The organism is Sphingobium sp. FW305-3-2-15-F-TSA7, from assembly GCF_058787155.1.
Map to the genome: position 1 here is coordinate 49,028 of NZ_JBYSZM010000011.1, position 14,682 is coordinate 63,709.

Consider the following 14,682-nt stretch of genomic DNA (forward strand, 5'->3'; position numbering starts at 1 on the left):
GTTCTTAAAGTCCGCCTGTCGCTGATTTTGATCAATCCGAAGGCGGATCGGGTCGGCGATGATCCAGTTCGGATCGAACCGGATCATCACCGAATATCCCTTGTTTGCCGTGGTTCCGAGCCACTTCAGAACCCGATCCGCCCCGCCATGCCCGGCTTCGCGCGCGCCTCGGCTTCGAGCAGCGCGACGACGACATGCGGTTCCAGCCCGGTGCTGAAGCGAAGCTGGCGCTTCACCACGGCGAAATCGCCGGGCGTCAGATTCTCCGGCATCGGCATGCCGGTCGGCGCCGGCATGCCGAAAAAGCGTTCGAACGCCCGTGCCGCGCGGGCCCGTGACAGCGGCCCAAGCGACAGCTTGAACACGAAACGCCGAAGCGCCGCGGGGTCGAGCCGTCCGGGATGGTTGGTCGCCGCGAACACCGGCAGGCCGTGCCCGTCCAGCCAGGTCAGCAATTCGTTGACCTGGGCCACTTCCCACGACCGCGTCGCGTCCGCCCGATCGAATAGCAGCGAATCGACCTCGTCGAACAGCAGCACCGCACCCTCGCGCCGTGCATCCTCAAAGGCGTCGGCGATGTTGCGCTCGGTCTCCCCCACCCATTTACTCAGTACGTCCGACGTCCGCTTGACGTGTAGCGGACGATCGAGCCCGCGCGCGACATGGCCGACCAGCGCGGTCTTGCCGGTGCCGGGCGGGCCGGTGAGCAGCATCGTGAAATCAACGGGCGCACCGGGTGCGGTCAGCCGTTCGATCAGATCGGCCACCGGCGGATCGCTCTCGAACAGGTCGAGATCGAGCAGCGGCTTCGCCGTTTCACGCGGCATCCCCTCTTCGTCACGCAGCCCGCGCACCAGCGCCCCGGCAACCATCGCGGCCTCCGCAGCATCACCGCCGGCGATCCGCGCCGAGCGCAGCGCGACGCGTGCGATGCTGGGCAGTTCGACCGCGTCGCGCGCAAGGCCGGCCAGCGGCTCAGCCGCACCCGGCATCTCCTCCAGCGCGGCGATGCGCGACAGGACGCGCATGCGATCGCGTCCGCGCGGATGATCGAGCTTCAGCACGAAGCTCATCCGGCGCAGATGCGCGGCATCGATCCGCGAGATCGCATTGCTCGTCCAGATCACCGGAATCGCATTGGTTTCCAGCATCCGGTTGATGAAGATCTTCGAACCCATGCGGGCGTCGGAATAGCCGCTGCCGCCCTGCCGCGTGTCGCCGATCAGATCCTCCATCTCGTCGAACAGCAGCAATGTACCGCCACGCCGCTCCAGCGCGCGCTGGGCGCGACGAAGCGCCGAGATGCGGTCGAAGCGTGACGGTTCGTCACCATCCTCGTCGACTTCGCCCACGGCATGGAGCGCGGCCCCGGCCGCCGCTGCCAACGTCCGCGCCAGCTCGGTCTTGCCCGTACCCGGCGGGCCATGGATCAGGATGTTGACCCCGGGTTCGCGCCCCGCGACAGCTCCCTTGAGCAGCCGCACGAGCAGATCGGCCTCGGCGACACCCGCAAAATCGTCGAGCGTCAGCACCGCGCCCTGCCGCGGGCCGGCAAGTGCATCGGCCAGCCAATCGGGTTCGGGAACGCCGCGATTGAGCAGCCGCTCGAACGTCCAGCTCAGATCGAGGTCGACGCCGCCGAGCGACTTCATCGCCACTTCGAGCAGCCCGAGCCCGACCGGCAGGCTGGTGCGCACCGCAAAGGCGGCACGCCCCCGTTCGGCACCGGCCAGCATGCCGAACACCACCGGCATGTCCGCGCGTTCCTTTTCCAGCACGGCACGCAGTTCGGTCAGCCGGTTGGCACGATGGAAACCGATCACGGCGACAAGCAGCGCCCGATCGAAACCGTCGAGCGACAGCACGTCGGCGATCGCCTCCGCCAGCCGCAACGGCGTGCCCGGTGCTTCGCCCGCCGGAATCCGGCCGGCGAAACCCTCGATCGACTCCCAGTCGATGGCCTCGGGCGCTTCGCCCGCAGGCCACAGCCAGTCGCGTCGTTTCTCCATCCATTCGACCAGCGCCTTTCCGGCGCCGGAATCCGCTTCGATATGTTCGCGCAGCAGCAGGATCATGCCCCGCGCAAGGTCTTTCTCGCCCATGTCTTCACCCGGTCCACCCGTCGGACGCAAAGGTGCCGCAGGCATTGGTTCTCTGAATTTTTCGGGATGATTGCAGCCAGGTCCACGGACCCGGCCGAGGACGCGACTAGCGCTTCGGCGAGGTCCGGACGGCTGCGGGGATCAATCCCGACAGATAAAAGCGTCCGAACATTGCAGTTCCTTTCGCTCACCGGGATTGGCGAGCGGGCGGGTCGTTAATCGCACGTAACGTTAAAGTCAATCAGCCCGAATGGGGTGCCCGCTTCAGCAGATCGGCGGGATACGCGGCATTCGCGGCGACCATCGGGCGGTTTTATCCAGCGTCGTTCGCTTCTCCGCCAAGCTCGCGTGCGCGCACCGCCAACCTTACCGCCTCGTCGATCAGCAGCGCCGCCATATCCGGCTGTGTCTCGCGAACCGCGATGGCCAGACAATTTTCCGCTTCACGCCGCAACTTTCCGGAGCGCTGCAACCGCCGCGCACCACCGATATTCATTCCGCTCATGGCCTGTAGAATGGACGGCACGGTCGGGAGTTCCGGATCGCGCCGACGGTTCGTCGCATAGCCGAACCGGAAGAGCGGAGTGGGCATCCGCCGACAAAATGACTAGCGTTTCAAGCACATCACAATTCGCGAGGATCGTCCGATGCGCCGCTGGTTCTTGACCGCCCTGCTCCTGTCCGCCCATCCCGCCACGGCTGCACCCGCCGACGATTTCAAGCGGCTGCAGAGCGACTACGAGGCCTGGATGCTGCGCGAATCGCCGACACTGGCGACATCGCTCGGGGTGCGCGATTATGACGATCGCATCCGCGACATCAGCCTGGCGGCGGCCGACCGGCGCACGAGCGACAATGCGGCATTCCTGAAGCGGCTCGATGCGATTCCGGACGCGAGCCTGTCCGCCGCCGATCGCGTCAACAAGGCGATCCTGCGCCGGACCTTCACCGAGGCCGTCGAGGAAAATCGTTTCGGCCAGCGCACCATGCTCTTCACCACCTATTATGGCTGGCACCAGGGTTTCGCGAGCATGGCGGACGACCTGCCCTTTCGCACGCGCGCAGATTATCAGAGCTATCTGGCCCGCATCGCCCAATATCCGAAACTCAACGACGAAGCGCTGAAGATCACCGGGCAGGCAGTCGATGGCGGCTATGTCCTGCCCTGCATCGCGCTCAAGGGCTATGAAAAGGGGATCATCGGCGTCGTCTCCGCCGATCCGGAGAAATCGCGCTTCTACGCGCCCTTCCTGAAACCCCGCCCCGTCGACATGTCCGACGCCGACTGGACGGCGATGAAGGCCCGCGCCCGCGCGATCGTGACCGATGTGCTCAATCCGGCCTACACCAGGCATCATGATTTCTATGTCGGCACCTATGCGAAGAAATGCGCGAAGGCACCGGGCATATCGGCGCAGCCGGGTGGTGCCGCCTATTACGCCTTTCGCATCCGTCAGGAGACCACGACCGATCTGAGCGCCGATGCGATCCACCGGATCGGGCTAAGCGAAGTCGCGCGAATCCGGGCGGAGATGGACGAGGTCGCCAGAAAGGCGGGCTTCGCCAGCCGCGAGGCGATGATCGCCGATATGCGCACCAACCCGAAATATTTCGCGAAGACGCCCGAAGAACTGCTCGAAAAATCGGCGCGCATGGCCAAGACCATCGACGGCATGATGCCTGGCCTGTTCGGAAAGCTCGCGCGGCTGCCCTATGGCATCCGTCCGATCCCCGCCGAGACGGCGGAGGGCACCACCACCGCCTATTACAGCGCCGGATCGCCGGTAACGGGGATTTCGGGCACCTATTATGTCAACACGTCCAAGCTCGACCAGCGGCCCTTCTGGGAGATTCCGGCGCTGACCAGCCATGAGGCGGTGCCCGGCCATCATCACCAGATCGCGCTCCAGCAGGAACTCGATATCCCGCTGTGGCGCCGCTACGGCAACGGCTTCACCGCCTTCACCGAGGGCTGGGGGCTCTATTCGGAGCGGCTGGGCATAGAGACCGGCATCTACGACACGCCGCAAAAGGATATGGGCCGGCTGTCATACGAGATGTGGCGCGCGTGCCGTCTCGTCGTCGACACCGGCATCCATGCCAAGGGCTGGAGCAAGGATCAGGCCGTCGCCTTCATGAAGGACAACAGCGCACTGACCGACGCCAATATCGATGCCGAGGTCAATCGCTACATCACCTGGCCGGGCCAGGCGCTGGCCTACAAGCTGGGCGAGCTCAAGATCCGCGACCTGCGCGGCCGTGCCGAAAAGGCGCTCGGTCCGAAATTCGACCTGCGACGCTTCCACGATGCCGTGCTCGGCCAGGGCGCGGTACCGCTCGACGTGCTCGACGCGCAGATCGAAGACTGGATCGCGGCGGAGAAGAGAGGCTGACGCTCTCCTCCCTATGCCGCAGGCATGGGGAGGGGGACCAGCCGCAGGCTGGTGGAGGGGAAATGCGATCTATCCGCCAATATTGATTCAGCCGCCGCTCTCGCGGCGCTTCCCCTCCACCACGCGACCATGTCGCGCGGTTCCCTTCCCCATCGCTACGCGATAGGGAGGAGAGGGCCTTATTTTGGCTCTTTCGCCGCCTCTGCGTCGCGCGCGGCTTTCGCCGCTTCCTCGGCCTTCACCCGCGCTTCGATCGCTTCCGAATCGGCATCGATCCGGCCGACCCGCGCCTCGCGGGCTTCCTCGACCAGCGCGACCCAGTTGGTGCCGTCGCCTTGTGCACGCTCGGCCCGCGCCTGACGGACGAGCTGGTTGAAACAGCCGCTGGTGCCGCCCGAACCGGTGGGCGTGCAGCTGCCGATGCCGTTGCGTCCGACATATTCGAGCGACTGGGCACGCGCGCCCCAGGCGGCGTTCTCGGGCGCATTGGGATTGCTGCGCAACGGTTTGGGAATGCGATAGGGATCGGTCCGGCGCTCGCAGATCACGATTTCGTCGGCATTGCCCTTGGGACAGGGCTGATCGCCATAGACGATGACCTGGTTGATTTTCTCATTGTCCGGATCGGGCACGGCCTGGGCGTGCGCGGCGGCGGGCGCGAGAGCGAGGATCAGTATCGGGGCCAGGATGCGCATCGTCATTGTTCGTCGTCCTCGTCTTGATCCACATCGCTCAACGGGCGATCATTTGCACTCGGGATCGCATTGTTGGCCGCGCGCTGGGCGCGGCGATCGGCCTGGGCTTCACGCAGGAACTGGGCATAGCATCCCGTCCAGCCCGCGGGCCCAACCACCGAGCATTTGCTGATTCCGGTCGGCGATGCCTCATTGAGCGCTTCCGATCTGACCGCCCAGCTCTCATTGGCGTTGCCCGGCGCGACTTCCTGTTCGCGGAAGCGCTTGGGCACGCGGTAGCGCTCGCTTTCCGGCCGCCTGGGGCAGACGATGATTTCCTCGCCTTCCTTCGCGACAGGACAGGGATCGTCGCCATAAACGACGATCACGCGCTGGTCCTGCGCGTGCGCAGGCACCGCAGCCGTCGCGCCGCCAAGGGCGGTCAGGGCGACGGCAATGAGGAACGCGCTACGCATGAAACCGGTCCTTCTTCACTCCAGGAACGCGCGGGCGCTCCATAATCTCCGTCAGATCCGCTTCGACAGCGCGATCGCGGCACGGCATCCCAGGCGGATCGCAGCACTCAGCACCGGATAGGCGGGCGCCCGCTCGGCGCCGGCGGCAAGCGCCTGGTCGCGATGCTCGATCTCTTCCGCGCGGAACTCGGCGATCGCGTCCGACAATTCGGGATCGCTGTCTCCCAGTTCCTCGAGCTGTTCGCGGTAATGATTGTCGATCTCGGTCTCGATCGCCGCGGTGCAGGCCATCGCCGCCTCGGGGCCGATCGCCGCGGTGGCGGCGCCCAGCCAGAAGCCGGCCACGTCCCAGATCGGCTGAAGCAGGGTCGGACGCACGCCGCGCGCCGCGATCATCGCGTCGAAATGACGACGATGGCGTTCTTCCTGCGCCGCCATGCCGGCGACCAGCCGCGCGGCGGGGGTGCGATCGCCCATCACCGCCATCTGCCCGGCATAGATGCGGGTCGCGCCATATTCACCCGCCTGGTCGACGCGCAGCATCGACGCGGTATCGGGCTTCGACAGGCCGGTCATGACTTGCGTGCCTTTGCCATCAGGCCGAATATGGTGAGCGCGGCACCGATCGAAAAGATCGCGTTGAATCCGGCGAGCGAAATGCCCGCCAGCGTCCATTGCGCCTCGTCACAGCGAACCACGGGCGCCTGCATCAGGTTGCGCAGCATGTCGTCGACGCTGCCGCCCGAATCGGCGATGCTTGAACAGGTCGTCAGCCCTTCCCACCAGCCATATTCGACCCCGGCATGGAAAACGCCGATCGCGCCGCTGGTCAGGATCGCAAGCGCCGCCAAGGCCAGGAACAACCGGCCAATGCCCTGCCCGCGCAGCAGGATGGCGAGCAGCGCCAGCGGAATCGCGGCATAATGCGGCCAGCGCTGCCAATGGCACATCTCGCACGGATAGAGACCGCCGAAATATTGCGAGCCGAGCGCCCCGGCCATCAGGAGCACCGGCGTCAGCAATGCGACGGCGCGAGCGAGTTTGAGGCGATCCATCAGCAACCTTCTTCATGTCGCACCGCAAACGGCGCGCCCGGCACCATGGCGATTGCCAGCTGTCTCCGGGATGACCGGACCGAAAAATATGCGCGTTCGTTCAGCGGCGACCGCCGGGCCGCGCCGCGGCGCTCGCCACCACCATCGGCTTGCGCGACCGGGCAACCGCCTTGATCGCATAGTCGAGCTGGAAATCGGTGACTCCGGCTTTCTTGAGCTGTTCGGCGGTCTGGGTGAAACGCGGATCGTCCTTCGAATCGTCCTCGAGTACCGTGTTGTCGACCTTGGCCTCGTTGATCAGGTGGCGCTTGAGGTCGGCTTCGCGGAAGCGCGGGCGGGTCTTGTAGTCGGGATCCGAAAGCTGCGGCACGAGCAGGTCGGGCTCGATGCCGCCTTCCTGCACCGAACGGCCCGACGGCGTGAAATAACGCGCCGTGGTCAGGCGCAGCGCCGTGGTGTCGGTCAGCGGCAGCAAGGTCTGGACCGAGCCCTTTCCGAAGCTGCGTTCACCCATCACGACCGCGCGATGATGATCCTGCAATGCGCCAGCGACGATCTCGGCGGCGGAGGCCGATCCCGAATCGACGAGCACGACGATCGGCAGACCGCGCGCCATATCGCCGGGCCGCGCGTAGAAACGCTCGATATCGCCCTTCTCGCGTCCGCGCTGCGAGACGACCTCACCGCGCTCGAGGAATATGTCGGAGACCTCGACCGCCTGATCGAGCAATCCGCCCGGGTTCGAGCGCAGATCGACGACATAGCCGAGCGGCGGCGCGCCAAGCGACTTCTCGATGCCCACCACCGCGGCGCGGACGCTGTCGGCCGTCGTCTTGGAGAAGCCGTTGATGTTGATGATGCCGACGCGATCTTTCACTTCCCATTTCACCGGCTTCAGCTCGATGATCTCACGGGTCAGCGTCACGTCGAACGGCTTTTCGCGGCCGGGACGGACGATGGTGAGGGTGATGGTCGTGCCCGGCCGGCCACGCATCTGATCGACTGCGTCGTCGAGCGTGCCGCCGAAGATCAGCGTCTTGCCGATATGGGTGATGTAATCGCCCGCCTTGATCCCGGCGCGGAAGGCCGGCGTATCCTCGGTCGGCGTGATCACCTTGACTGCGCCGTCCTCCATCGAGACGGTCAGCCCCAGGCCGCCATAGGCGCCATCGGTCTGGGTCCGCAGATTCTCGAAATCGCGCGCGTCGAGATAGGAGCTGTGCGGATCGAGTGCGGCAAGCATGCCGTCGATCGCGCCCTTGAGCAGGGTCTGATCGTCGACCTGCTCGACATATTTGCTGCGCACCTCGTCGAACACCGCGATGAACTGGTCGAACTCGCGCCAGGTCTTGGCGTCGACCGCGGCCATGCTCGCGGTCGTCGCCGGGACAAGCGCGATCGCGGAAACGGCGATGGCGGCGTGGATGATCGATTTGGACATCTGCAACAGGCTTTCCAAACTTTAGATTCCCAGACTTCTGATCGCGAGCATACAGGCTTTTGCCTTTCCCGAAAACCGGCGGGCAACGACCCGATACAGACTCGCGGCCTTTTCGACCGAATCTCAGCCGACGAGCGGCGTGATATCCACCGGACGTCCGTTGCGACGCAGTTCCACCGTCACTCTCGGGCGCCCCGCCCCGGCGCGGCCGATCGGGCTGCCCTGGGTCACGGCATCCCCCACCTTGACATCGAGCGCCGCCAGATTGGTGATCAGCGAGGTCCAGCCCTGGCCATGATCGACGATCACGATCTTGCCGAAACCCCGATAATCCGAGGCATAGGCGATGCGCCCACGCGTGGGTGCCACCACCTGCGCGCCCGCCTGCGTCTCCAGCGTCAGCCCCTTGGCACGGACGCCCGAAGCGGACACCTCGCCCAATCCGGTCACCACCTCTCCAAGCACGGGCAACCGATAGGGCGGATTGCGCGGCTGCGCGATGCGCGGATCGTCGGGTGGAGCCTGCACGCCGCCCGGGCGTACGGGGCGCAGCAGCGGCCCGGGCAGGCTCTGCAGCGCTTCGCGAATGCCTGCCTGCGCGTCGAGCGCGGACATCAGGTCGACAATGTCGCGCGCCTTCTCACCCAGCGCGATGGCGCGATCCGATTCGAACATCGCGCCGTCGGCGAACTGGCGCGACCGCTGGCGGTGCGTCGCCTCCAGCCTGGCCAGCGCCTGGCGCTCCGACTGGAGACGTTCACGGCCCTTGCGCAGCGACAGCGCGGCCAAATCGGCGCTGCGGCGCAAAGCCCGGCTGCGCGCGATCTCGTCGCGCAACCCGCTCGTCCGCTGTTCCACGACCGGTACGATCGTCGCCAGCAGCGAACGGACATGGACGAGATCGGCAGTCGACCCCGGCTGGACCAGCGCCAGCGCGGCCGGACGCCGCGCCATCGTCTGGAGTGCAGCGGTCAGCCGGACGATCGGTTGCTGGCGCTCGGCCAGCCGCATGCGCTGTGCCGCCTGGAGCCGGGCGAGGATGCGGATCCGTGCTTCGGCAGCGGCGATATCGGCCTCTGCCGACTGGATGCGCGCCGCGACCGCGGCGGCCTGCGCCTCGGCACGCACGGCCTCATCGCGTTCGCTCGCCGCGTCGCGTTCGAGCTGTGCCGAGCGCGCGGCCGCGGTCGCGGCATCGCGGCGCGCCTTGACCAGGGCGCGTTGTTCCTCGGCGATCGTCGTCGCCGCGGGGGCGTGGACGGCCAGCCCCAGCGTCGCCACCACGGCAAGCACCAGGGCAGGAAAGAGGATCGCGCGCGTCACGCGCTTATCCTTCGCGGTGATAGGGGTGGTTGGCAAGGATGGCGGTGGCGCGCCAGAGCTGCTCCGCCAGCATCGCGCGCGCCATCAGATGCGGCCATGTCGCGCGGCCGAATGCGATCAGCAGATCGGCCTCATCGCGCGCCGCATTGTCGAAGCCGTCGGCCGCGCCGATCAGGAAGCGCGCCTCGCGGCGGCCATCGTCACGCCAGCGCTCGAGCCGGCGGGCAAAGTCCATCGAGCCGAGCTGTTCGCCCTTTTCATCGAGCATGATCAGGACGGTGCCCGGATCGCGGACCGGCATGCGCCCGCCGCTATCGGGCAATTCGGTGAGCTTGAACGGCCAGCTCAGCCGCTTCACATAGCGATCGACGAGCTCCGCTTCGGGGGAACGACCGATCCGGCCCCGCGCGATGATATGGAGAAGCACGTCGGTCTAACTCCACATCCCCAGCTCAAACGGTATTTCGGGCAGCCGCCCGAAATACGCTCACTCCTCGTTGGCAGCCGGCGCGTCGCCGAAATTCCACATCCGCTCGAGATTGTAGAAGCTGCGCACTTCGGGGCGGAACAGATGGACGATCACGTCGCCCGCGTCGATCAGCACCCAATCGGCATTGGGCAGCCCTTCGATGCGCGCGCTGCGGCCGCATTGCGCCTTGATCTTCTCGGCCAGCTTGGTCGCCATCGACGCGACCTGACGGGTCGAGCGGCCCGACGCGATCACCATGTGATCTGCGATGCTGCTTTTGCCGGCAAGCGGGATCGAGACGGTTTCGACCGCCTGATCGTCATCGAGCGATTCGAGGACGAGCCTGTGGAGCGCTTCGACCTCCTCGGGGCCGGAAGACGCCTTCGATGCGGAAGCGGGTAGGGGCAAGTGTATTCCTTCTAGGATATCGGCAATCGTGTGACGCGGTCGCGCGGAGCGCTAGCGGCGAAGTCACGATGCCAATGGGGATCTGCCTGTCGCAGACGGGTTGCGGAGGTTGGATCGGGGCGAAAGCGCAACAGCACGAGCGCCGGCAATCTCCAGTTGGTCCAGCTCAATCGCTGGCTAGCGGGCCGGACGAAGCGCCGCAGCCATCCCATAGCACCACCTGCATGGGCATCGCGATCATAGCCCGGACGAGCGATTACGGCAATCGGAACTATTCGTGCGATTTTCCGCCAGTCGCGCCAGCGGTGAAACTGGTCGAGATTGTCCGCTCCCATCAGCCAGATAAAGTCGTGTTTGGGATAGCGGCGGATGAGCGCGGCGAGCGTGTCGACGGTGTAGCGCGTCCCAAGCGTCCGCTCGATCGCGGTGGCGCGGATGGGCAGTCCGCGGCTCATCTTAAGCGCCGAACCGAGCCGTGCGGTCAACGGCGCCATGCCCTTTGCCGGCTTCAGCGGATTGCCCGGCGAAACCATCCACCAGATCTCGTCCAGCCCCAGCGCGTCGAGCGCGAAGCGGCTGATATGGCGATGCCCGCGATGCGCAGGATTGAACGAACCGCCGAGCAGGCCGATGCGCATCAGGGACGCGTCTGGCCGTTGCCCCGCACCAGCCATTTGTACGTCGTCAGCCCTTCGAGCGCGACCGGGCCGCGCGCGTGAAGCCGGCCGGTGGAGATGCCGATCTCGGCGCCCAGGCCGAATTCGCCGCCATCGGCGAACTGGGTCGAGGCATTGTGGATCACGATCGCGCTGTCGACCTCGCTCAGGAAGCGCTCGGCCGCCGCGTCGTCCTCGGTGACGATCGCGTCGGTATGGTGCGATCCATGCGCCGCGATATGCGCGATCGCGGCATCGAGCCCGTCGACCAGCGCGACCGAGGCGATGGCGTCGAGATATTCGGTATCCCAGTCCGCATCGGCGGCGTCGGTCACGCGGGCATCCAGCGCCTGCGTCGCCGCGTCGCCGCGCACTTCACAGCCCGCGCCGATCAGCGCATCGACCAAGGCTGCGGCGCCGACATAGTCGCTGTCGACCAGCAGGGTCTCCATCGCGCCGCACACGCCCGTTCGCCGCATCTTGGCATTGACGACGATGTCGAGCGCCTTGGCGGGATCGGCGGCGGCGTCGACATAGACATGGTTGATGCCGTCGAGATGCGCGAGCACCGGCACGCGCGCTTCCGCCTGGACGCGCGCGACGAGCGACTTGCCGCCGCGCGGCACGACCATGTCGATCAGCCCCGCCGCGCCGAGGATCGCGCCGACGGCCGCACGGTCGGTCACCGGCACGAGCTGGATCGCCGCTTCGGGCGCACCCGCCGCAACCAGTCCGCGCACCAGCGCCCGATGGATCGCGCGATTGCTCGCCATTGCCTCGGATCCGCCACGCAGGATCGCGGCATTGCCCGACATGAAGCAGAGCGCCGCCGCGTCGGCGGTCACATTGGGCCGGCTCTCATAGATGATCCCGATCACGCCCAACGGCACACGCACGCGCTGCAGGATCAGGCCGTTGGGACGCCGCGTCTCGTCGATGACCATACCGACCGGATCGCCCAGACCGGCGACCGCGGCCATGCCGTCGGCCATCGCCGCCAGTCGGCCCGAATCGAGCTTCAGCCGATCGAGCAGCGCCGACGACAGCCCTGCCGCCTCGGCACGCGCCATATCCTCGGCATTGGCAGCAAGGATGGCGGCTTCATCGTCGCGCACCGCATGCGCCGCCGCAACCAGCGCGGCCGCCTTTTGTGCGGCGGACATGGCCGCCAGCCGCCCCGCCGCCGCACGCGCGGCGGTCGCCATCTCCCGGATCAGCGCTTCGCAATCATGGCCCTCAGTCATGCCGGCGCGCCTAGCATGATCGATGACCGCACGAAATAGCGCTTCCCCGTCTCGTGCGGCGGCTGCTAGGAGCCGCTTCATGTCAGGGGGCATGGAAGCGGCGGGAGACGCGGTGACCGGAGGTCTGGTGGCGAATGCCGTCGAACCGCATGCCGGCACCCATGACGGCGACGCCGCACACGGCATCTGCCTCAATTGCGGTACGGCGCTTACCGGCCCCTATTGCCACGCCTGCGGCCAGCCTGGGCATATCCATCGCTCGCTCGCCGCGATCTGGCACGATCTCGCGCATGGCGTACTCCATTTCGAGGGCAAGATCTGGCGCACGCTGCCGATGCTCGCCTTCCGCCCCGGCGAACTGACCCGCCGCTATGTCCATGGCGAACGTGCGCGCTTCGTATCCCCGCTCGCACTGTTCCTGTTCTCGGTTTTCCTGATGTTCGCGGTGATCAACGCATTTGGCGGGCATCTCGAAACCTCCGAGCTGGATGTCACGAAGAATCCGCAATTGCAGGCGCAGGCAGCGAGCCAGGTCGAAATCCAGCGCAAGGGCGTCGCCAATGTCGAGCGCAAGATCGCGGAGGCCAGGGCTGCGGGCCAGGACACATCCGCGCTCCAGGAGAATCTGGGGACGCGCCGCGAGATGCTGAAGAACGCCGAGGCGGCCGCGCAAGGCAAGATGCCGAGCTTTGCCGACTTCAAGACCGGCTGGCCCAAACTCGACAAGGGCCTCGCCAAGGCCAATGCGAATCCCAATCTCGCGCTCTACAAGATCCAGTCCAATGCCTATAAATTTTCATGGGCATTGATTCCGATCTCGGTGCCGTTCGTCTGGCTGATGTTCCTGTGGCATTTCCGCCGGCGCGTGTACGATCACGCGATCTTCGTCACTTACTCGCTCGCCTTCATGTCACTGCTGACGATCCTGCTCACGGTGATGTGGGTGGGCGGCGTGAGCAGCGACGTGATCAGCGTGGCGGCGCTGATCATCCCGCCGGTGCATATCTATGCCCAGCTCAAGGGTGCCTATGAGATCGGACGGTTCGGCGCATTGATCCGAACCTTCCTGCTCATCATCTTCGCGTCTTTCGCGCTGGTGCTCTTCCTGCTGTTCCTGCTGGGACTCGGCATCTCGGGCTGATCGGTTTTTTGCGCCGCAGCACTGGCAATCGACGACCCAATGCGCCAAGTGCCCGCCATGGATACACCGGCGACCCAGGAAACGCCCGTGGCCGAGCGCCCCGGCCCGCGCGAGTTCATCGCTCTGATCGCGCTGATCATGGCGACGGTCGCGCTGGCGATCGATTCGATGATCCCGGCACTTCCCGCGATCGGCCGCTCGCTCGACATCGTGCACGACAATGATCGCCAGTTCGTGATCGGCGCCTTTCTGATCGGATTCGGCGTCTCGCAATTTTTCGTCGGTACATTGTCCGACCGGTTCGGCCGACGCCCCGTCCTGCTGATCTCGGTCGCCGGCTATGTGATTTTCAGCCTGGTGGCAGCTTTCGCGCCAAGCTTCGAGCTGCTGATCGCCGCACGCATGGCGCAGGGCGCGGGCGCGGCCGGCGGCCGGGCGCTGGTCGTCTCGATCGTGCGCGATCGTTATGTCGGCCGGCAGATGGCGCGGGTGATGAGCCTGGCCTTCATCGTCTTCATGGCGGCACCGGTGCTCGCGCCGAGCGTCGGGCAGCTCATCCTGCTGGTCGCGCCATGGCGCTGGATCTTCGTCGCACTTGCCGCGATCGGTGTGGTCATCCTGCTTTGGGCCGGAACGCGGCTGCCCGAGACCCTGCCCGCCGATCGTCGCATCACGATCACGCCGGCGGGGCTCGGCGCATCCTATGCGACGGTGCTGCGCGACCGCCAGTCCAACGGCTACACCCTGGCCGGCGCTTTCATCAACGGCGCATTGATGAGCTTCATTCATTCGGTCCAGCAGATCTTCGCGGATGTCTTCCACGCGCCCGGGATGCTGGCGCTGGTCTTTGGCGGTGTCGCCACGACGATGGCGGTGGGATCGCTGATCAACTCGCGGCTGGTCGTCCGGCTGGGGATGCGCTTCATCGGCCATTGGGCGTTGATCGGCTTCACGCTGTTCGGCGGCATCCACCTCGCCGTCGCTCTCTCAGGTCATGAATCGATGATCGGCTTCACACTGCTCCAGGCCGCGGCCATGGGCTGCTTCGGTCTGGCGGCCGCCAATTTCGGCGCGCTTGCAATGGAGCGCGTCGGCCATGTCGCCGGCACCGCCAGTTCGCTGCAGGGCGCTTTCTCGACGATCGTCGGCGCAACGATCGGCATCAGCGTCGGCCGCCTGTTCGACGGCACGACGATCCCGCTCTACACCGGATTCTTCCTGTGCGGACTCGCTGCGATCGGGGCCGTGCTCGTCACCGAACGCGGCCGGCTGTTCCGGCAGACGCCGCAGCCGGCCTGAT

At 66.2% G+C, this 14,682-nt stretch carries 15 protein-coding genes; 3 read left to right on the plus strand and 12 right to left on the minus strand.

Features of this window, described 5'->3' with window-relative positions:
* Nucleotides 1–125 precede the first annotated feature (125 nt).
* Together AC3WN8_RS10660 and AC3WN8_RS10665 are read right to left on the minus strand one after the other, a co-directional pair.
* Complete coding sequence (locus tag AC3WN8_RS10660; protein ID WP_492669389.1) at nt 126–2,102, minus strand: AAA family ATPase; 1,977 nt, start codon at nt 2,100–2,102, stop codon at nt 126–128.
* Nucleotides 2,103–2,415: 313 nt separating this feature from the next.
* Entirely contained in the window at nt 2,416–2,694 is a 279-nt protein-coding gene (locus tag AC3WN8_RS10665; protein ID WP_492669390.1) for a hypothetical protein, read from the minus strand.
* Nucleotides 2,695–2,749: 55 nt separating this feature from the next.
* On the opposite strand from AC3WN8_RS10665, the gene AC3WN8_RS10670 reads away from it, so the two are divergent.
* Entirely contained in the window at nt 2,750–4,495 is a 1,746-nt protein-coding gene (locus AC3WN8_RS10670; protein WP_492669391.1) for a DUF885 domain-containing protein, read from the plus strand.
* Nucleotides 4,496–4,674: 179 nt separating this feature from the next.
* Here AC3WN8_RS10670 and AC3WN8_RS10675 read toward each other — a convergent pair whose 3' ends face one another.
* From AC3WN8_RS10675 to AC3WN8_RS10720, 10 genes are all read right to left on the minus strand, one after another.
* The gene (locus AC3WN8_RS10675; RefSeq protein ID WP_492669392.1) at nt 4,675–5,196 is read right to left on the minus strand and encodes a hypothetical protein; all 522 of its coding nucleotides are present in this window, start codon (nt 5,194–5,196) and stop codon (nt 4,675–4,677) included.
* A complete protein-coding gene (locus AC3WN8_RS10680) occupies nt 5,193–5,645 on the minus strand; it encodes a hypothetical protein (protein WP_492669393.1) in 453 nt (150 codons plus the stop codon). The genes AC3WN8_RS10675 and AC3WN8_RS10680 overlap by 4 nt, the downstream gene beginning before the upstream one ends.
* Before the next feature lie 51 nt (nt 5,646–5,696).
* Nucleotides 5,697–6,221 (minus strand): demethoxyubiquinone hydroxylase family protein, encoded by a 525-nt coding sequence (locus AC3WN8_RS10685; RefSeq protein ID WP_492669394.1) that lies wholly within the window; start codon nt 6,219–6,221, stop codon nt 5,697–5,699.
* Nucleotides 6,218–6,700, minus strand: a complete 483-nt coding sequence (locus AC3WN8_RS10690; RefSeq protein WP_492669395.1) for a disulfide bond formation protein B — start codon at nt 6,698–6,700, stop codon at nt 6,218–6,220. Before AC3WN8_RS10690 ends, AC3WN8_RS10685 begins: the two co-directional genes overlap by 4 nt.
* A gap of 100 nt (nt 6,701–6,800) precedes the next feature.
* Nucleotides 6,801–8,141 carry a S41 family peptidase gene (locus AC3WN8_RS10695; protein ID WP_492669515.1) on the minus strand — a complete coding sequence of 447 codons (1,341 nt, stop codon included), beginning with the start codon at nt 8,139–8,141 and terminating at the stop codon, nt 6,801–6,803.
* 123 nt (nt 8,142–8,264) lie between these two features.
* Nucleotides 8,265–9,464, minus strand: a complete 1,200-nt coding sequence (locus AC3WN8_RS10700; protein WP_492669396.1) for a murein hydrolase activator EnvC family protein — start codon at nt 9,462–9,464, stop codon at nt 8,265–8,267.
* A 4-nt stretch (nt 9,465–9,468) separates the two neighbouring features.
* Nucleotides 9,469–9,891, minus strand: coding sequence for a 23S rRNA (pseudouridine(1915)-N(3))-methyltransferase RlmH (locus AC3WN8_RS10705; RefSeq protein ID WP_492669397.1), 423 nt, complete (start codon nt 9,889–9,891; stop codon nt 9,469–9,471).
* Nucleotides 9,892–9,951: 60 nt separating this feature from the next.
* Entirely contained in the window at nt 9,952–10,341 is a 390-nt protein-coding gene (rsfS, locus tag AC3WN8_RS10710) for a ribosome silencing factor (RefSeq protein ID WP_492669398.1), read from the minus strand.
* An 11-nt stretch (nt 10,342–10,352) separates the two neighbouring features.
* Entirely contained in the window at nt 10,353–10,982 is a 630-nt protein-coding gene (locus AC3WN8_RS10715) for a nicotinate-nucleotide adenylyltransferase (RefSeq protein WP_492669516.1), read from the minus strand.
* Nucleotides 10,979–12,241, minus strand: a complete 1,263-nt coding sequence (locus AC3WN8_RS10720; protein ID WP_492669399.1) for a glutamate-5-semialdehyde dehydrogenase — start codon at nt 12,239–12,241, stop codon at nt 10,979–10,981. Before AC3WN8_RS10720 ends, AC3WN8_RS10715 begins: the two co-directional genes overlap by 4 nt.
* A 79-nt stretch (nt 12,242–12,320) precedes the next feature.
* Here AC3WN8_RS10720 and AC3WN8_RS10725 point away from each other — a divergent pair, with 79 nt between their 5' ends.
* Nucleotides 12,321–13,382 carry a DUF3667 domain-containing protein gene (locus AC3WN8_RS10725; protein ID WP_492669400.1) on the plus strand — a complete coding sequence of 354 codons (1,062 nt, stop codon included), beginning with the start codon at nt 12,321–12,323 and terminating at the stop codon, nt 13,380–13,382.
* Nucleotides 13,383–13,439: 57 nt separating this feature from the next.
* On the plus strand, nt 13,440–14,681 hold the full coding sequence (locus AC3WN8_RS10730) for a multidrug effflux MFS transporter (RefSeq protein ID WP_492669401.1): 1,242 nt from the start codon (nt 13,440–13,442) through the stop codon (nt 14,679–14,681).
* Nucleotide 14,682 lies beyond the last annotated feature (1 nt).